Origin of the sequence: Rhodococcus sp. Leaf225, assembly GCF_001426145.1 — a bacterium.
Lineage (GTDB): Bacteria > Actinomycetota > Actinomycetes > Mycobacteriales > Mycobacteriaceae > Rhodococcoides.
On the sequence record NZ_LMRN01000007.1, the window covers coordinates 447955 to 466672 of the forward strand.

Annotated in this window: 18 protein-coding genes and 1 tRNA gene; 14 read left to right on the top strand and 5 right to left on the bottom strand. The window is 68.9% G+C overall.

Going from position 1 to position 18718, the window contains the following annotated elements:
• The first annotated feature begins 103 nt into the window (after positions 1–103).
• Together mfd and ASG69_RS02275 are read left to right on the top strand one after the other, a co-directional pair.
• On the top strand, positions 104–3793 hold the full coding sequence (mfd, locus tag ASG69_RS02270; protein WP_374198521.1) for a transcription-repair coupling factor: 3690 nt from the start codon (positions 104–106) through the stop codon (positions 3791–3793).
• A gap of 7 nt (positions 3794–3800) precedes the next feature.
• Positions 3801–4808 carry a MazG family protein gene (locus ASG69_RS02275; RefSeq protein ID WP_082544605.1) on the top strand — a complete coding sequence of 336 codons (1008 nt, stop codon included), beginning with the start codon at positions 3801–3803 and terminating at the stop codon, positions 4806–4808.
• A gap of 4 nt (positions 4809–4812) precedes the next feature.
• Here ASG69_RS02275 and efeB read toward each other — a convergent pair whose 3' ends face one another.
• The 3 genes from efeB to efeU form a co-directional block, all read right to left on the bottom strand.
• A complete protein-coding gene (gene efeB / locus ASG69_RS02280) occupies positions 4813–6093 on the bottom strand; it encodes an iron uptake transporter deferrochelatase/peroxidase subunit (RefSeq protein WP_056447103.1) in 1281 nt (426 codons plus the stop codon).
• Entirely contained in the window at positions 6074–7213 is a 1140-nt protein-coding gene (gene efeO, locus ASG69_RS02285) for an iron uptake system protein EfeO (protein ID WP_056447106.1), read from the bottom strand. The genes efeB and efeO overlap by 20 nt, the downstream gene beginning before the upstream one ends.
• Positions 7214–7308: 95 nt before the next feature.
• Positions 7309–8151, bottom strand: a complete 843-nt coding sequence (gene efeU, locus ASG69_RS02290) for an iron uptake transporter permease EfeU (RefSeq protein ID WP_081821100.1) — start codon at positions 8149–8151, stop codon at positions 7309–7311.
• A gap of 203 nt (positions 8152–8354) precedes the next feature.
• On the opposite strand from efeU, the gene ASG69_RS02295 reads away from it, so the two are divergent.
• The 5 genes from ASG69_RS02295 (at position 8355) to ASG69_RS02315 (ending at position 12681) form a co-directional block, all read left to right on the top strand.
• Positions 8355–9110 carry a lytic transglycosylase domain-containing protein gene (locus ASG69_RS02295; protein ID WP_056447111.1) on the top strand — a complete coding sequence of 252 codons (756 nt, stop codon included), beginning with the start codon at positions 8355–8357 and terminating at the stop codon, positions 9108–9110.
• A 177-nt stretch (positions 9111–9287) separates the two neighbouring features.
• Positions 9288–10583, top strand: a complete 1296-nt coding sequence (eno, locus tag ASG69_RS02300) for a phosphopyruvate hydratase (RefSeq protein ID WP_027504061.1) — start codon at positions 9288–9290, stop codon at positions 10581–10583.
• A gap of 8 nt (positions 10584–10591) precedes the next feature.
• A complete protein-coding gene (locus ASG69_RS02305; RefSeq protein WP_056447114.1) occupies positions 10592–11173 on the top strand; it encodes an FtsB family cell division protein in 582 nt (193 codons plus the stop codon).
• 48 nt (positions 11174–11221) lie between these two features.
• Positions 11222–11737 (top strand): DUF501 domain-containing protein, encoded by a 516-nt coding sequence (locus tag ASG69_RS02310; protein WP_027504060.1) that lies wholly within the window; start codon positions 11222–11224, stop codon positions 11735–11737.
• On the top strand, positions 11734–12681 hold the full coding sequence (locus ASG69_RS02315) for a Ppx/GppA phosphatase family protein (RefSeq protein ID WP_056447116.1): 948 nt from the start codon (positions 11734–11736) through the stop codon (positions 12679–12681). The genes ASG69_RS02310 and ASG69_RS02315 overlap by 4 nt, the downstream gene beginning before the upstream one ends.
• Here the strand turns inward: ASG69_RS02315 and ASG69_RS02320 are convergent, their stop codons facing one another.
• The gene (locus ASG69_RS02320) at positions 12682–13026 is read right to left on the bottom strand and encodes an MmcQ/YjbR family DNA-binding protein (protein ID WP_056447558.1); all 345 of its coding nucleotides are present in this window, start codon (positions 13024–13026) and stop codon (positions 12682–12684) included.
• Between the two features lie 146 nt (positions 13027–13172).
• Between ASG69_RS02320 and ASG69_RS02325 the strand changes: the two genes are divergently transcribed.
• The 7 genes from ASG69_RS02325 to ASG69_RS02355 all read left to right on the top strand — a co-directional run bounded on the left by ASG69_RS02325 (position 13173) and on the right by ASG69_RS02355 (position 17819).
• The gene (locus ASG69_RS02325; protein ID WP_056447560.1) at positions 13173–14606 is read left to right on the top strand and encodes a short-chain fatty acid transporter; all 1434 of its coding nucleotides are present in this window, start codon (positions 13173–13175) and stop codon (positions 14604–14606) included.
• Positions 14607–14648: 42 nt separating this feature from the next.
• Entirely contained in the window at positions 14649–15488 is an 840-nt protein-coding gene (locus tag ASG69_RS02330) for a sulfurtransferase (RefSeq protein WP_235578811.1), read from the top strand.
• Positions 15489–15517: 29 nt separating this feature from the next.
• Positions 15518–15591, top strand: a tRNA-Leu gene (locus tag ASG69_RS02335).
• Positions 15592–15790: 199 nt separating this feature from the next.
• Entirely contained in the window at positions 15791–15988 is a 198-nt protein-coding gene (locus tag ASG69_RS02340; protein ID WP_156380409.1) for a hypothetical protein, read from the top strand.
• Positions 15985–16236 carry a hypothetical protein gene (locus tag ASG69_RS02345; RefSeq protein ID WP_027504054.1) on the top strand — a complete coding sequence of 84 codons (252 nt, stop codon included), beginning with the start codon at positions 15985–15987 and terminating at the stop codon, positions 16234–16236. Before ASG69_RS02340 ends, ASG69_RS02345 begins: the two co-directional genes overlap by 4 nt.
• 17 nt (positions 16237–16253) lie before the next feature.
• Positions 16254–17078: a GAF and ANTAR domain-containing protein gene (locus ASG69_RS02350; RefSeq protein WP_056447122.1), complete on the top strand. Its 825-nt coding sequence runs from the start codon at positions 16254–16256 to the stop codon at positions 17076–17078.
• A 60-nt stretch (positions 17079–17138) separates the two neighbouring features.
• Positions 17139–17819, top strand: coding sequence for a haloacid dehalogenase type II (locus ASG69_RS02355; protein ID WP_056447125.1), 681 nt, complete (start codon positions 17139–17141; stop codon positions 17817–17819).
• Between the two features lie 139 nt (positions 17820–17958).
• On the opposite strand, the gene ASG69_RS23000 is transcribed toward ASG69_RS02355, so the two are convergent.
• A complete protein-coding gene (locus ASG69_RS23000) occupies positions 17959–18621 on the bottom strand; it encodes a VOC family protein (RefSeq protein ID WP_235578812.1) in 663 nt (220 codons plus the stop codon).
• Positions 18622–18718 lie beyond the last annotated feature (97 nt).

Genomic DNA, 18718 nt, shown 5'->3' on the forward strand with positions numbered 1-18718 from the left:
CCTAGAATCGATACCGAGTCGTCGCCGACCGATCGATCTCCGTGAGGGGTGTCGAGCGTTGCGGGTGCACGACCGTGTCGTCTTTCCGTCAGGAGTTCTGCTGGTGTCCTCGCCGTCCGTCCATGTTTCTCCCGCGCAGACCCCGGACGACGGTGCGGGCCGGATGTCGGGCCTGCTGGAATTCGCACTGCGTGACGCGTCGCTGGCGCAGATCGTCGATCTGTCCGGCCGCCGCGAGGCCACCCTGGTGGCACCCACTCCGGCACGGGCGTTCATCGCTGCGGCCATGTCCCGCACCACACCGGTCCTGCTCGTCACCGCGACGGGCCGCGAGGCCGACGATCTGACGGCCGAGCTCACGGAGATGGTGGGCGGCGCCGTGGCGCAGTTCCCGTCCTGGGAGACGCTGCCGCACGAGCGTCTGTCTCCCGGAGCGGACACCGTCGGTCGTCGTATCGAGGTGCTGCGGCGCCTCGCCCGGCCGGAGGACGCCGACTACGGCGTCCCGCTGAAGATCATCGTCACCACGGTGCGCTCGGTGCTCCAGCCGATGGCGCGTGGACTGGGCGAGATCGAGCCCGTCGGCCTGCGCGTGGGGGCGGAGTTCGACTTCGAGGAGTTGCAGAAGCGACTGGTCGAGCTGGCCTACACGCGTGTCGACATGGTCGGCAAACGCGGTGAGTTCGCGGTGCGCGGCGGCATCCTCGACCTGTTCTCGCCGACGGCGGATCACCCCGTCCGTGTCGAGTTCTGGGGTGACGAGGTCACGGACCTGCGCGCCTTCTCGGTCGCGGACCAGCGCTCCATCCCCGACGTGGAGGTCGACACGGTCATCGCGCCGCCGTGCCGGGAGATGATTCTCGACGAGGCCGTACGGGAGCGCGCGGCGCGTCTCGCCGCCGACAACACCGGCGACCCGATCCTGGTGGAGATGCTCGAGAAGATCTCCGCCGGCGTTCCGGTCGAGGGCATGGAGGCGTTGCTGCCGGTGCTGAAGGCCGGCGGCCTCGAACTGCTGACCGACGCGCTGCCCGACGGCGCACACGTGCTGGTCTGCGATCCGGAGAAGGTGCGTACGCGCGCGACGGATCTGGTGCGGACCGGCAAGGAGTTCCTCGAGGCGTCGTGGACGGCCGCGAGCATCGGTGCGGCCGCACCGCTCGACACCGCAGCGCTGGACACCAGCAGCGTGACGGACGAGAGCGCCGTCCTCGACCTCGATCTCAGCGCGTCCGCGTACCGGTCGCTGCGGCAGGTCCGAGAGTCTGCGGAGGCGGCCGGTCGGCCGTGGTGGACCGTGGGCCCGCTCGCCTCGGGCAGTGACGAGGAGATCGTGCTCGACGTCGACGCGGCGCCGGACGTGCGCGGCTCCGAGGAGGCACTCGCGACGCTCTTCCAGATGTTCACGGCGCACCTCGCGTCCGGCGGCCGCGTAGCCGTCGTCGTCGCAGGCGCGGGAACGGCGCAGCGCACGGTCGAACGCCTGCGGGAGGCCGGTGTGCCGGCGCTCCCTCTCGATGCCGGTGCCGAGCCCGGCCCCGACGTCGTCGGCGTGATGTGCGGGTCGTTGCACTCGGGTCTCGTCCTGCGTGACGCCGGCCTGGTGGTGGTGACGGAGGCCGATCTCACCGGCAACCGGGTCGCCGCGGCCGGCGACGGCAAACGCTTGCCCGCCAAGCGTCGCAATCAGGTCGATCCGCTCGCGTTGACGGCCGGCGACATGGTGGTCCACGACCAGCACGGCATCGGCCGCTTCGTCGAGATGGTCGAGCGGACCATCGGCGGGGCACGCCGTGAGTACCTCGTCGTCGAGTACGCGCCCAGCAAGCGCGGCCACCCGGGCGACCGCCTCTTCGTTCCCATGGAGTCGCTCGACCAGTTGTCCCGCTACGTCGGCGGGGAGATGCCGAGCCTGAGCAAGCTGGGCGGATCCGACTGGACCAACACCAAGCGCAAGGCCCGCAAGGCCGTCCGCGAGATCGCAGGGGAGCTCGTCCAGCTCTACGCGGCGCGGCAGGCGGCGCCCGGTCACGCGTACGGGCCGGACACCCCGTGGCAGAAGGAGATGGAGGACGCCTTCGCGTTCACCGAGACCGTCGACCAGATGACCGTCATCGACGAGGTCAAGGCGGACATGGAGAAGCCCGTCCCGATGGACCGAGTGGTCATCGGCGACGTCGGTTACGGCAAGACCGAGGTCGGCGTCCGGGCGGCGTTCAAGGCCGTCCAGGACGGCAAGCAGGTGGCGGTGCTCGTTCCCACCACCCTGCTGGCCCAGCAGCATCTGCAGACCTTCACCGAGCGGATGGCCAACTTCCCGGTGACGGTCAAGGGGCTGTCCCGGTTCTCCGACGCCGCCGAGTCGCGGGAGACGTTCGCCGGCCTCGCGGACGGCACGGTGGACATCGTCGTGGGCACGCACCGATTGCTGCAGACCGGTGTGCAGTGGAAGGACCTCGGGCTGGTCATCGTCGACGAGGAGCAGCGCTTCGGCGTCGAGCACAAGGAGCACATCAAGGCGCTGCGCACGCACGTCGACGTCCTGACGATGTCGGCGACACCGATTCCGCGCACGCTCGAGATGAGCATGGCGGGCATCCGCGAGATGTCGACCATCCTGACGCCGCCCGAGGAGCGTCACCCCGTCCTGACCTACGTCGGTGCCTATCAGGAGAAGCAGGTGGCGGCGGCGATCCGCCGTGAGCTGCTCCGTGACGGCCAGGTCTTCTACGTTCACAACCGCGTGAGCAGTATCGACAAGGCCGCCGCGAACATCCGTCGGCTGGTGCCGGAAGCGCGCGTCGTGGTCGCACACGGTCAGATGAACGAGGACGCGCTCGAGAAGACGGTGCAGGGGTTCTGGGAGCGTGAGTTCGACATCCTGGTCTGCACCACCATCATCGAGACGGGCCTCGACATCTCCAATGCGAACACGCTGATCGTCGAGCGAGCCGATTCGTTGGGTCTGTCCCAGCTCCACCAGTTGCGTGGGCGTGTGGGTCGCAGCCGGGACCGTGGCTACGCGTACTTCCTCTACCCGCCGGAGAAGCCGCTCACCGAGACGGCGTACGACCGGTTGGCCACCATCTCGCAGAACTCCGACCTGGGCGCCGGTATGGCGGTGGCGATGAAGGACCTCGAGATCCGCGGCGCGGGAAACGTGCTGGGCGCGGAGCAGTCCGGCCACGTCGCCGGTGTGGGATTCGACCTGTACGTCCGACTGGTCGGCGAGGCGGTGGAGGCGTACCGCGCCGTGGCCGACGGCCGCCCCGTCACCACCGACGAGGCGCCCAAGGAGGTGCGCATCGACCTCCCCGTCGATGCCCACATCCCGCCGGACTACGTCACCAGCGACAGGCTCCGACTCGAGGCGTACCGCAAGCTGGCCGCGGCGCAGAACGACGCCGAGATCCGTGCGGTCATCGACGAGCTGACCGACCGCTACGGGCCGGTGCCGGCCGAGGTCGCCCGGCTCGTGGCCGTCGCCGTCCTGCGCATCCTGTGCCGTTCCTACGGCATCGTGGACGTGCAGATGGCGGGGACCATGGTGAAGTTGGCGCCGATGGACCTACCCGACTCCAAGCAGATACGGTTGAAGCGGCTCTACCCCAGCGCACAGTATCGGGCGACCACCGGCACGGTGCAGATCCCGATTCCGCGTGTGGCAGGTGGTGGAGTCGGATCGGCCCGTGTCCGCGACGAGGAACTTCTGCAGTTCGTCGCCGACGTGCTGCTCGCGATGGACGGGCAGCCCGCGGGCTCCGTACGAGTCGAGCAACCGATCGGGGTGTGAGCGCGCGATGACGATTCTGCTGCTGGATCCCCTGCGGCCCACCATGGTGCCGGTGCAGGCCGTGACGTTGCTGGACAAGCCCGTGGGCTTCACCGAAGAGGTGCCGGTCTCCATCCGCTGGCGCCTCACGGGGTTCACCTCCGCGGGCGACGACGAGCCCGAGGTGCTCATCAGCACCAGCCGCGACAACCCCGACGTCCAGGAACGCATCACGCGCGGCGAGGACGTCATCGAGGTGCCGGTACCCCGCGGCGGCAACCTCGCCGAGGCCGTCTTCGTCATCGACAAACTGCGCTCACTCGGCGGATGGGAGGCGCAGCAGACGCACGAGTCGCTGCGCGGGTACCTCCTCGAGGAGACCTACGAACTGCTCGATGCCATCGAGACCGGCGATGCGGACTCCATCCGGGAGGAGCTCGGCGATCTGCTGCTGCAGGTCATCTTCCACGCGCGCATCGCCAAGGACGCGGGCGCCGAGGCGTTCGACATCGACGACGTGGCGTCCACCCTGGTGGCCAAGTTGACCCACCGCAGCCCGCACCTGGCCGACACGTCCGGCGCACCGATCGACATCGGTGCGCAGGAGAAGGCCTGGGAGGAGCGCAAGGCCGCGGAGAAGGTACGCGCGTCGTGTCTCGACGGCATCGCCATGGCGCAGCCGTCGCTCGCGCTCGCCCAGCAGGTCATCACCCGAGCGGTCAAGGCCGGGCTCCCTCAGGACTTCGTCCCGGAGTCCATGCTCTCGGTGCGCATCGACATCTCGGGTGATCACGGCGCCACCAGCGCCGAGGACTCGCTGCGCCGCACCGTCAACGAGTTCGTGGCCGACGTACGGGCCGCGGAGCGCGGCGCCGCCATGGACGGAGTCCGATCGGCCGAGATGGACTCACGAGCGTGGTCCAAGTACTGGCCGGGAACCGACATGTTCGGCCGACCGCTCGCGGCGACGGGGACGGACGACGCACGCGTCGCCGCGTCCCACCATCGGCCGCAGGCGGACGAGAAGAACCGCTGACCGTCTAGCCGAAGAGCGTCGAGCCCCAGTAGTCCTCGGTGCCTTCCGGAACTCCCGGTGGGCAGGCGAAGACCGCCGAGCCGACGTGGGAGATGTACTCGTTCAGGGCATCTCGTCGCGCGAGAGCTTGCTGCATCGGCACGAACTGGGTCTGCGGATCGCTGCAGAAAGCGACGAAGAAGAGCCCCGCGTCGAGGTGGCCGAAGCCGTCGGAGCCGTCGGTGAAGTTGTACCCGCGGCGAAGAATCTTGATGCCGCCCAACGACTCCGACGACGCCAGTCGTACGTGCGCGTCCTTCGCGATGGTCGAGGAGCCGAGATCGACGGTGTCGAACTCGGCCGTACCGCCCAGTGGCGCGCCGGTGGCCTTGGACCGACCGATGACGCGTTCCTGTTCGCCGAGCACCGCGCGGTCCCACGGTTCGATCTTCATCCGGATGCGCCGCGCCACGAGGTAGGTGCCGCCCGTCATCCAGTCGGACTCGCCGCCGTTCACCCACACGTGCTCGTCGACGGTCGCCGCTTCCTCGGCCTTGATGTTGTTCGTGCCGTCCTTGAAGCCGAAGAGGTTGCGCGGTGTCGCCTGGGCGGTCGACGTCGACGCGGTGCGACCGAAGCCGAGCTGCGACCACCGCACCGACGCGGTGCCGAACGCGATGCGCGCGAGATTGCGGATGGCGTGCACCGCCACCTGCGGATCGTCGGCGCAGGCCTGCACCGCGATGTCGCCACCGCTCCGCGCCGGGTCGAGGTCGTCGCCGGGGAATCGCGGAAGATCCTGCAGTGCAGCCGGTCTGCGGTCACCCAAGTCGAACTTGTCGAAGAATGACGGGCCGAAGCCGATGGTCAGCGTGAGGTTGGACGGCATCAGACCGTAGGCCTCGCCGGTGTCACCGGGCGGCTCGTACTGTCCGCCGCCGACCACGCCACCGGGCACCGACTCGGCGCCGACGGTGAGACGTTCGGCCATCGCCGTCCACTTCGTGAGCATCGCGACGATCTCGTCGCGCGAGGTGGTCGTCACGTCGAAGGTGACGAAGTGCATGCGGTCCTGTGCGGGCGTGACGATGCCCGCCTGGTGGACGCCGCGGAACGGCACCACGGCCTCGGCCGCGTCGGCGACCGCGGGTTCGGGTGCGGTCGACCGGCCCAGCGCGGCACCGGCGCCGACCGCGAGTGCGCCGGCTCCCACGCCACCGAAGAGCGCGCGGCGCGAGAGGCGTCGACTCGGCGGGGTGGCGGCGGCGTCCGTGTCGGACGTCCGCTCAGGCGCCTGCGACGACACCCTGGACCTGGCTCACCGACGCGGACAGGGCGTCGATCTTCTTCGACAGGTCCTGGCGCTGCGGCTCGGTGACCGTGTCGTAGGAGACGAAGCCGTCACCCTGGCGGTACTTCGCGAGCTCGGTGTCGAGTTCCGCGAAGCGCTGCTCGATGGTGGCCGCGAGTTCCGGGTCCCGCTCGGACAGCACCGGAGCGAGAGCCGCCACCGCTGCCTGCGATCCGTCGACGTTCGCCTGGAAGTCGTACAGGTCGGTGTGGGAGAAGAAGTCCTCCTCACCGGTGATCTTCGTCTGGGCGACCTCGTCGAGGAGGCCCTGTGCGCCGCCCGCCACCGTGATCGGGTCGATCACGAAGTCGGGGGACTGCACGCCCGCGACCAGTTCGTCGACGTCCGCCTTCAACTGCTCGGCGATCGCGTTCGTGTCCGGCTGGAGCCCCTGTGCCCACAGGTCCTTCTCCAGGCGGTGGAACCCGGTCCACTCGGCACCCGGCTCGACGTCCGGCTCGCGCAGGTCGATGCGGGGGTCGAGATCGTCGGGGAAGCTCTCCGCGACGGGTTCGATGCGCTCGTAGTAGGTGCGGACGAGCGGGAACTGGGCCTTGGCGCCCTCGACGTCGCCGGACGTGACCGCGGTGACGAACGACGCCGTCGTCTCCTGCAACGCCGTGACCTGGCTGACGACGTAGCGCTTGTAACCGTCGGCCGCCTCGGCGAGCGTCCCGTCGGCGTCGGACTCCTTGGCGTCACCCGTGACGACGAAGTCGCCGCGGAGGCCGTCGCCGACCATGCCCGGCTTGCACGCGGTCTGGTACGTGGCGGGCTCGGGCAGCGCGACGATGAGCTGGCGGGAGACGCCGGGCCCGATGTTCTCGATCTCGCCCATGACGCGGTCGCCCTCGCCGTAGACGTAGAACTCGGTGACCTTGGAGCCGTTGTTGGTCACCTGGAAGGTGGAGCTGCCCGTCTGTGCACTCGTCGTACCGACGTCGCACGAGCTGTCGGTCGCGTCGACCACGATGTCGCCGCCCTCGGCCGAGGTCGCGGCCTCCTTCTCGGTGCAGGCCGTGAGTGCCAGCGGCAGCGCGGCGGCGCAGAAGAGGAGGCGGGTGGTGGTGCGCATTTCAGTGGTGCCCTTTCGGGAGCGGGAAGGCCGGAGGCCGGTCGGTAGTGGAGCGGGAAGGCCGGAGGTTCTTGGAGCAGGGAGTTGTGTGTAGGTCAGGACGCGGCGGGTTGTGGCTGCGGTGCGGTGACTCGTGGCACGGCCTTCGGCCGCCGGAGGAACAGGGGCAGGACGACGACGAGGTAGAGCACCCAGGCCGCGACCTGCAGAACGGTGGGCTCGGGGCGGAAGTTGAAGATGCCGGCGACGACGGTGCCGTACCAACTGCCCGCGTCCCAGGTGTCGCTGATGTCGAACGCGGTCGCGCTGCCGCCCGGGAGGATTCCGCCGATCTGCAGAGCCCGCAGTCCGTACGCCAGGATTCCGGCGGCGACGAACACGAGGAAGACGCCCGTCCAGCGGAAGAACCGGGCGAAGTCGATGCGTACTGCTCCGAAGTACAGGAGGACGGTGAGGAATGCAGCGACGGCGATTCCGGCCAGCAGACCCAGCAGCGGCCAGGAACTGCCGTTGGTGTTCTCCGCGTAGCCGACCATGAGGAGCGCCGTCTCGATTCCTTCGCGCCCGACCGCCAGAAAGGCGAGCGATGTGACGGCCACCGGCCCGACGTCGAGCGCGCGGGCCATGCCGGCCTTCAACGTGCCGGAGATGGAGGCGGCGGCCGACCGCATCCACAACACCATGCCGGTGACGATCGCGACGGCGATCAGCGAGGCGATGCCGGCGATGATCTCGGCGGTGAGGCCCGTGACCGTCGAGGTGCCGAGGTGGATGACGGCGAACACGACGGCGACCATGCCCACGGCGGCCGAGACACCCGTCCACACCCACTTCAGCGCGTCGCGGCGGTCGGACTTCACGAGGAACGCGACCAGGATCATCACGACGATGCCGGTCTCGAGTCCCTCCCGCACCCCGATCAGTCCACTGCCGACCATCTGCGTCACGACGGACGGCGCGGATGCGACGACGACTGTGGACACGGCGGGATCTCCCGGGCTCGAGTGGAGTGGGCGTCTTAGGCAAGGCGACCCTCATACGAAAGGTGAACATACACCGGCTTCGGGGTGCGAAACAGCCGCCGACCAGGACTTTTGAAGACCTTTACCCTTCTATTACTTTGACTCGGGATGATGGAGGCATGCTCCCACCGCGCTCCCGGCGCCTGCGCGTCGTCGCGGCTGCGCTCGCCACGGCCGCCGTCGTCTCCGGCTGTGGTGCCCTCGATCTGGATCCGGGCAGACCCGCGGTGGAGATCCCCGAGGGAATCCCGCCGGGGCCCGGAGCGCCCGTGCCGCCGATCGACGTGGACGCGCCCGGTCGCTCGGCCGACCTGCTCGCCGGCTGGGCGGAACCGCTGGTCGACCCCACCGGAATCGGCCGCACCGCGCTCGAGGCCTACGGCCACGCGGCCGCGGTCATGGCCCGCTCGTCACCAGGGTGCGGTCTGGCCTGGACCACTCTCGCCGGGATCGGCCGTATCGAGAGTCGTCACGGCACCTTCGGTGGATCGTCCGTCGGTCCCGACGGCACCGCGACCCCGCCCATCCGCGGAGTGCCCCTCGACGGCACCGCCGGCAACGCGGAGATCGCCGACACCGACGGCGGAGAACTGGACGGCGACACCGTCTTCGACCGCGCCATGGGACCCATGCAGTTCATCCCCGAGACCTGGCGCAAGTGGGGCGTGGACGCCAACGGGGACGGCCGCGCCGACCCCGACAACCTCGACGACGCCGCGCTCACCGCGGGGCGTTACCTCTGCGCCCGTGGGGGAGACCTCACCACCGCGGAGGGGTGGCAGGCCGCCCTCATGGCCTACAACCTGTCGGGGGTCTACCTGAGGGACGTCCGCGACGCGGCCTCCGCCTACTCCGTCGGTGCCCGGCCGTCCTGACGTCGACCTCCTCCGGCCTGCCCGCCTGACTACCGACCTCCTCCGGCCTGCCCGCCTGCGCGTCGAATATCGAGCGCGGCGGCTGCGACGGCTAGTCTGTCTTCGAGCCGCGCCCGACCACGGGTGACCGGTTCGCGCCCGAAGCTGTGTGTTCAACGCCTGACTAGGAGTTCATTCGTGGCCATCATCGAACAGGTCGGAGCTCGCGAGATCCTCGACTCACGTGGCAACCCCACGGTCGAGGTCGAGGTCGCGCTCGACGACGGCACGCTGACCCGTGCAGCGGTGCCCTCGGGCGCCTCCACCGGTGAGCACGAGGCCGTCGAGCTCCGCGACGGCGGCGATCGCTACGGCGGCAAGGGTGTCGAGAAGGCCGTCAACGCCGTGCTCGACGAGATCGCTCCGGCCGTCATCGGCCTCGACGCCATCGAGCAGCGCACGGTCGACCAGGCACTGCTCGACCTCGACGGCACCGCCGACAAGTCGCGCCTCGGCGCGAACGCCCTGCTCGGTGTCTCGCTCGCCGTGGCCAAGGGTGCCGCGGAGTCCGCCGGACTGGAGCTCTTCCGTTACCTGGGCGGACCCAACGCCCACATCCTGCCGGTGCCGATGATGAACATCATCAACGGTGGCGCCCACGCCGACAGCGGCGTCGACGTGCAGGAATTCATGATCGCCCCCATCGGTGCGCCGACCTTCAAGGAGGCCCTACGCTGGGGCGCCGAGGTCTACCACGCACTGAAGTCGGTCCTCAAGGCCAAGGGCCTGTCGACCGGGCTCGGCGACGAGGGCGGTTTCGCCCCCGACCTCGCGGGCACCAAGGCCGCACTCGACCTCATCTCGGAGGCCGTCGGCAAGACCGGCCTCACGCTGGGCTCCGACATCGCTCTCGCGCTCGATGTCGCCGCCACCGAGTTCTTCACCGCCGGGACGGGATACGCCTTCGAGGGCAACACCCGCACCGCGGAGGAGATGTCGGCGTTCTACGCGGACCTGCTGAACCAGTACCCGCTCGTCTCCATCGAGGATCCGCTCGACGAGAACGACTGGGACGGCTGGGTCGCCCTCACCGACAGCATCGGTGACCGGGTCCAGATCGTCGGCGACGATCTGTTCGTCACCAACCCGGAGCGCCTCGAGGAGGGCATCGTCAAGGGAGCCGCCAACGCTCTCCTGGTGAAGGTCAACCAGATCGGCACGCTGACCGAGACCCTCGACGCCGTCGATCTCGCGCACCGCAGTGGCTACCGCACGATGATGAGCCACCGCAGCGGCGAGACCGAGGACACCACCATCGCCGATCTCGCCGTCGCCGTGGGCAGCGGACAGATCAAGACCGGTGCCCCGGCTCGCAGCGAGCGTGTCGCCAAGTACAACCAGCTGCTGCGCATCGAGGAGGCACTCGGCGACGCCGCGCGCTACTCGGGCGAGCTGGCGTTCCCGCGGCTCGACTTCACCTCGAAGGACAGCTGAGCTCACCGATGGCGGACCGGGACTCTCGACGCAGTGCGGCACGGCCGGGTGGCCGTTCGCCGCGCCGTGACGCGCGTCCCGGTCGATCCACGCGCCGCGACGGGTCCGGGTCCTCGCAGCCCCGGACCGTCGCCGGCGCGGTCAACGACGTCGTCACCGAGGGTGCCGCACTGGTCGGTCGGCGCGGACGCCGCCGCGGCGGCGAGAAGAAGGAGCGCACGTTCCTCGGCCTGTCGACGGGCAAGGCCGTCGTTCTCGCCGTGGTGATCTGCGCTCTCGCCCTGACTCTCGCAGTTCCGTTGCGGACGTACATCTCCCAGCGCGGGGACGCCGCCCAGGTGGCCGCCGAGCGAGTGGCCCTGGAACAGCGCGTGGCCGAGCTCCAGATCCGCAAGGACCAGACCGACGATCCGGCCTACATCACCGCACAGGCACGCGAGCGCCTCGGTTACGTCATGCCCGGCGAGACCCCCTATCAAGTCCAGTTGCCCGGCGCGCGTGCACGATCGGACATCGAGAACGATCCGCCGCCGCCCCCGCCCGGACCCTGGTACAGCGACCTGTGGTCCACGGCGACCACCCCACGGTGACGCCTCGGCGCACGCCGATCCACCCGATCCGGAAATGAGTCAGACCCAGTGAGCGACGTGTCGCGCGAAGACCTCGACGCCGTGTCCGCCCAGCTCGGACGAGAGCCGCGCGGCGTGCTCGAGATCGCCTACCGCACCCCGGACGGCCGTCCCGCCGTCGTCAGGACGGCGCCGAAGCTGCCCGACGGCACGCCGTTCCCCACCCTCTTCTACCTCACGGATCCGCGTCTGACGGCCGAGGCGAGCCGCCAGGAATCCGCCGGTGTCATGCGCGAGATGACCGAGCGGCTGCAGCAGGACGAGGAGCTCGCGGCGGCCTACCTGCGTGCCCACGAGGCGTATCTGGCCGAGCGCAACGAGATCGAGTCGCTCGGAACCGATTTCACCGGCGGCGGGATGCCGGACCGGGTCAAGTGTCTGCACGTGTTGATGGCGCACTCGCTGGCCAAGGGGCCGGGTGCCAATCCGCTGGGCGACGAGTCGGTGGCGCTGGCCGCCGAGGGGCCCCTGCGTGGCACGGCCCTGCCCGCGGACTGGCCCACCATCGAGGAGCTCCGAGCATGAGGGTCGCTGCGATCGACTGCGGAACCAACTCCATCCGCCTGCTCGTGGCCGACGTGGACGACGACGGTCTCCGAGACCTCGCGCGTGAGATGCGTGTGGTCCGGCTGGGGCAGGGTGTCGACGCGACCGGGTCGTTCGCACCCGAGGCGATCGACCGCACCGAGGCAGCGCTGCTCGAGTACGTCGACATCATCACCGAGCTGGGCGGTGTCGACGCGGTGCGCATGGTCGCGACGTCGGCCACGCGCGACGCCGACAATCGTGATCTGTTCTTCGACATGACGCGCCGGACCCTCGCCTCCGTCGCGGACGGCGCAGTGGCCGAGGTCATCTCGGGCGACGAGGAGGCTCGTCTGTCCTTCGCCGGGGCGGTCGGCGATCTGGATCCGGACGAGGGGCCGTTCCTGGTGGTCGATCTCGGCGGCGGCTCCACCGAGCTGGTGCTCGGAGATGCCGACGGCGTGCGCGCAGCCTTCTCCGCCGACATCGGATGTGTTCGGCTCACCGAGCGGTGCCTGCACACCGATCCACCCACCGAGGCCGAGCGCAGGGCAGGGCAGGCCTTCACCTCGGAGCGCCTCCAGCCGGCGTTCGACGCGGTACCCGTGAAAGATGCCCGCACCTGGGTCGGGGTTGCCGGGACCATGACCACCCTCTCGGCCGTGGCACAGAATCTTCCCGCCTACGATCCGGACGCGATCCACTTGTCGCGCATCCCGTTCACCGATCTGCGCGACGTCTGTGATCGTCTGCTCGGCATGACGAGAGCGGACCGTGCCGTGCTCGGCCCGATGCATCCCGGTCGCGTCGACGTCATCGGCGGAGGATCCCTCGTCGCGGCCACACTCGCCGAGCACATCGGTGCCGAAGCCGGAATCGACAGCCTGGTCGTGAGCGAGCACGACATCCTCGACGGGATCGCTCTCAGCGTCGCCGGGCGATGATCACTCCGGTCTCGGCCCGAGCTTCCTGACGGTCACCGGAGCGCGGCACTCCCACGCTTCCTCGATCAGGTCACGAAGCTCGTCGACGTCCACCTCGGGCAGTCGCACGAGCACCGACGCGTGACCCTCGTAGTGATCAGTGGTGAAGAACGCTGCCGGGTTCGAGCTGATGAGGGCCTCGCGGTCCTCGACGCTCGGTCTGCGGAGCAGCAGAACGTCGGGCATCTCGTGGACCCGTGCGAACAGTCGGTCCTTCACGCGGAAGCCGGGAGTGCCGTACGACGGCTTCTCCGTCACCTCGCGCAGCGCGAGTGCGATACGTCGGACGTCGTCCTCTGTCGCCATGGACGCAGTGTGCCACCTGCAGTCCTGCATCGCCGCAGATCGAGGGTGCAGTGATGCCTCTTGCCTTCGGGCGGACGCACGGGAAGGGTCGATCGAGGCCGTTGTGGTCCCCGACACACCGATCGCTCGACGACCAGGAGGTCACCATGGCAGTCCGCGACACCGACGCACCCGCGGAGAAGGGGCTGGCGCGAACAGCCCAGGCACTGGCCCGCGGCACCGAAAAGTGGTTCCCCGACGCCTACATCTTCGCGCTGGTCGGCGTGCTCGTGGTGGCGATCGCCGCGTTCGCGAACGGATCGTCGCCGCAGAACGTGGTCGACGCGTTCGGCAACGGATTCTGGGACCTGACGGCGTTCACTCTGCAGATGGCCATGGTCGTGCTCACCGGGTACGTCGTGGCCACGTCGCCACCCGTGGCGCGGCTGATCACGAGACTGGCCGCGCTGCCGAACAATCCACGCACGGCGGTCAGCTTCGTCGCGCTCATGTCGTGCTCGGTGTCGTTCCTGAACTGGGGTCTCAGCCTCGTCTTCGGTGGACTGCTCGCTCGTGCCATCGCCCGGCGACGCGATCTGAGCGTCGACTACCGCGCGCTCGGCGCCGCGGCGTTCATGGGCCTGGGCGCGGTGTGGGCACTGGGCATGTCGTCGTCCGCGGCGCAGCTCCAGGCCACCGCGAGCTCGCTCCCGCCGGCTCTGCTCCGCATCACCGGAGTCCTGGACTTCGGCACCACCATCTTCACCTGGCAGTCACTGGTCATGTGCGTGATCATCATCGTGCTGACGGTGATCATCGCGCACCTCTCCGCTCCCACCGGTGCGGCGATCAAGACCGCCGAGGCCATGGACGTGAACCTCGACGACACCATCGCCGAGCCGCCGACGCGCACCCGTCCGGGCGAGTGGCTCGAGTACAGCCGCATCCTCCCGATCCTCGCCGGGGCGATGACGCTGGGATGGCTGGTGTCGCAACTGCTCTCGAAGCCCGTGCTGTCGGTGGTGAGCAGCCTCAACGGCTACCTGCTGGTGTTCCTGATGCTGGGACTCGTGCTGCACGGCACACCGCGACGGTTCCTCGATGCCGTCGCCAAGGCCGTGCCCGCCACGGCGGGGATCCTGGTGCAGTTCCCGCTGTACGCCGCGATGGCCGCGATTCTGACCACATCCGAAGGGCGGGGCGGAGTCACGGTGTCCGAGCACCTGGCCACGTTCTTCACCGAGGTCGGCGGTGGCGGAGCCTTCGCTGTGGTCATCGCCGTCTACACCGTGATCCTGGGACTCTTCGTCCCGTCGGGCGGAGGCAAGTGGTTGGTCGAGGCGCCGTACGTCATGCAGTCCGCCACCGACGTGCAGATGAACCTCGGCTGGACCGTGCAGATCTACAACGTGGCCGAGGCGCTGCCCAACCTGATCAACCCGTTCTTCATGCTGCCGTTGCTCGCCGTCCTGGGTCTGCGGGCGCGCGATCTCATCGGATTCACGTTCCTGCAGTTCCTCTTCCACTTCCCGGTGGTGCTGCTGCTCGTCTGGCTGCTCGGGACGACGTTCACCTTCGAGCCGCCCGTGATCCCTGCCTGACCGAGCGGTGCGCGCGGCACACCGAGTCGTACTCTGATCGCCATGTCGGAGATCCTGGTGACCGTGTCGGAGTTGTCCGCAGCGCTGACGTCGCCGCGTCCGCCCGTGCTGCTCGACGTCAGGTGGGCACTGGGTGATCCCGACAACCACCAGCACTACCTCGACGCGCACATCCCCGGCGCCGTGTTCGTCGACCTGGGCTCGGAACTCGCCGGTCACGGGGAGCCCACCGAAGGGCGGCACCCCTTGCCCCGACTCGACGATCTGCAGATGTATGCGCGGCAGTGGGGCATCGACGCCGACTCGTCCGTCGTCGTCTACGACGCCACCGGCAACATGGCTGCGGCTCGGGCGTGGTGGCTGCTGCGCTGGGCGGGCGTCGAGACCGTGCGCATGCTCGACGGTGGACTCGGCGCGTGGCAGGCGGCCGAACTACCCACGCGGTCGGGCGAGGAGAGGGCGCCGCGAGCTGGGGACGTGACGCTGTCCGAGGGCCATCTGCCGACGGTGACGGCAGACGAGGCCGCGACATTCCCCGGCCGTCTTCTGGACGCACGTGCGGGGGAGCGGTACCTCGGCGAGGTCGAGCCCGTCGATCCCCGTGCCGGCCACATTCCCGGCGCTCTCAGCGCGCCGACGTCGGACAACGTGACCGTCGACGGGACCTTCGCTGCGCCTGCTGTCCTGCGAGATCGGTTCAATACCATGGGTATTCGACCCGGTGACGAGGTGGCCGTCTACTGCGGTTCCGGTGTGACCGCGGCGCACGAGATCGCAGCGCTCGCACTCGCCGGTATCGATGCGGCCTTGTTCCCGGGATCCTGGTCCGCGTGGTCGTCGGATCCCGCGCGACCGGTCGAGACGGGACCAGGCGTCTCCTGAACGGCCCACGATAGGCTGGCCTCGAGCAGGCCCCTATAGCCCAATTGGCAGAGGCAGAGGACTTAAAATCCTTGTGTTCCGGGTTCGAGTCCCGGTGGGGGCACCGACACCGTCCTTCCGTCCTCTCGGCACGTCACGTCGATACGCTCGTCGTGTTTACAGGAACTCCCTACGGGTATCGACCTGACCCAGCGCGGTCGACGCTCTGAGCCGCGCGCTCGTTCCCGGCCGGGCGACGGCCGGAGACCAGGCATCGGCCCGACTGTTCCACGACTCGTCCGGTGTCGGAAAGGGAGAACGCCATGGTGTCGAGAGCAGACGACATGGACCGGACGGCCGACGTCGACGACGTGGTGGCGATTATGCAGAGACGACGCGCTGCCGTACGAGAGAACGCCCCCGCAGAAGAGGTGTTCAGATTGATGGCACTCGAGCGACTGCTCGCCGAGCGTCGTCGAACGGGCGGCGGGCTGCCCGCGACGCTGAGCGATGCGTCATGACCGGGGACATCGGCGTCGAGGTGGACCAGGTGTTCGAGGCCCGGCCGTCACGGGGATCGATGTACATCCCGGTCGACCTCATCCCGTTGCTCAGCGCCCACTTCGCATCGCACCGCGACAGGTTGGTCGAGTGCGGTGACACCTGGCGCGCCGCGCGAGCGGAGCGAGTGCTCGACGAGTTGGCGAATGCCTTCACCGTGGGCGTGGCCCGATCGGACACCGGAGACGCGGCAACCGACGAGCCCTGAAAGGACTCGGTGATCTCATGCTCGAGAAGCACTGTGAGGACGACGCACGGCACATGGCTCGGAGCCCCTCGGATGCGGCTCTGACCTCCGTCGCCGAGGTGGTCGGGAAGATGACCTCGTTCCTCGAATCCATCGGAGACGTGGACGCGACGTTGGAGCAGATGTGCGACAACCTCGTCGACGCCGTACCCGGAGCCGACGCGGCAGGCGTGACAGTCATTCGACGGGGAAGACCGGTGACGATCGTGGTCACCGACGGGTGCGTCCGAGCTGTCGACCGTGCTCAGTACGACGCCGACGAGGGCCCGTGCCTGGAGGCCGCGGCGACCCGGACGCCGGTCCGTGTGACGAGCGGGGTTGCCGCGCAGAGGTATCCCGAGTTCTGGACACGGAACGCGGACACGGGAATGCGGAGCTTCCTGTCCACACCGGTGTCGGTGGGCGATGAGCGCTACGGGGCTCTCAACCTCTACAGCCGGAGCGATCACGGGTTCGAGCACGCGGACACGTCGACGATCTGTGTCACCGTGGTGGAGTCGTTGCTCGCGATCGCCCGGCGAGCCGACGACGCCCAACGTCAGGTGGACGGTCTTCGAGCGGCGCTCGAGTCACGCGCGGTCATCGATCAGTGCAAGGGCATCGTCATGGTCGTCCTCGACATCACGGACGATCAGGCTTTCGCACTGATCAGGTGGCGGTCGCAGGAGACGAATACTCCAGTTCGGCTGTTGTGCAGACAGATCCTCGCCGATCTCAGTGCTGAACCACTGGGAGAGGGACTCGAGTCCACTGTGGGAACCGTCCTCATGACCGCGCACACCCGGGTGGCGGCGGGCGGGTGACAGTCGGCGACACGGATGGGCCCGGGGTTGGCGTCTCCCCGCGTCGGGTACGCCGGTGGCATGGCAGAACCCGTTGGTCCTGACGTCGTCGTGTTCGATGTGGTCGGCACATTCGCCGATCTCGGCATCGTCCGTGACAGGTTCATCTCGGTGGCGCCGCCGTCGTCGTCGTTCGACGGATGGTTCGCGCACCTGTTGCGTGACGGCATGGCGCTGACCCTGTCCGGTGCGTACGAGCCTTTCGCCATCGTGGCATCGTCCGCTCTGCGGACGTACACCCGTGGGTTCGTCTCCGACGCCGACATCGAGCACGTCGTCGGAGGGTTCGCCGAGACGACACCGCACCCGGACGTCGTCGCGGCACTCGACGCCGCTGTCGCCAGTGGTGCGCGAGTGTTCACCCTGTCCAATGGAAGCGCGGACTCGACAGCAGGGTTCCTCGACCGGGCGGGTGTGTCCGATCGGGTCGAACGAGTGCTCAGCATCGACGACGTCCGCGCGTGGAAGCCGGCAGCGGCGCCGTACGAGCTGGCGGTGTCGAGCGCCGGAGTCACCGCGGACCGGTGCGCGATGGTGGCGGTGCACTCCTGGGATCTCCAGGGCGCAGGACGCGCGGGAATGCGCACCGGATGGTGCCGCCGCGAGGAGAAGGTGCCCAGTGCCGCCTTCGGCGAGGCCGACGTCTCGTCACAGACGCTCGACGGTGTGGTGCGTGCACTGTTCGACTCGACCGACGAGTGAGCAGCCACTGCCAATCGACGACGAAACGCGGCACGCCGGCCGCGCAGAGCGAATCCGGTGCACTGAACCGCGTACAGCGCGGACTGCTGCACCGAATCCCACCGCCCGATCGAGCGCTGGGGCCACCGCGCCGGACTCGTCATCGGTCGGACCACACCATCGTCGTGATGCAGAACGGATGTCCGGCCGGATCGAGGAGAACAGCCCACCGAGAATCGACCTGTGACTTGGACTGTCGCGCGCCACAGGATTCTGCGAACCGGACTGCACCGGCCAGGTCGTAGCCCGCGTCGATGTCCAGATGCACCACGGCGGTTCCGGGCCACTCGGGAGGTGTGTACTCCTCGACCTTCTGCGCCACCAGGACGAGCCCCTCATCGGTGCGCATCCCGGACGCCTGGTCGTCACCCCAGAGTCGACGACCACCGAGGAGGGCCAGATAGAACCGAACGAGTTCTTCCGGATCGGCACAATCCAGAGAGATGCCTGCGGTGCGTAACGGTCCCCTCGTCGCCGGGGCGACGTCGCGCTCCACGACGTACCGCCGTTCGATGCCCGCCGTCCGTCTGCCCCACTCACTCGACGAGACTCGCTCCTGATGTCGTGCGAAGGCGGCGTCGTCGGTGAAGTACTCGTCCACCTGCCACACGAGGGGGTCGTCGCTCTGCTGGACGTCGAAGGACACGCAACCGGGCTCGGCCCGCGTCAGCTCGACATGGCGGGGCAGACACTCCGACACGACGGCCGACTCGGCATCGTCCCGACAGATCAGCTGACCGCTGAGGTGGACGTGCGGGCGCATGCGCTGCTCCTCGTCGATGTGCTGCTGAGGGGTGTTCGACGACGATTCTCTCCTGCGGGCGCGGGAATCCCGGTGTTCGGGAGTGCATGGTTCACCG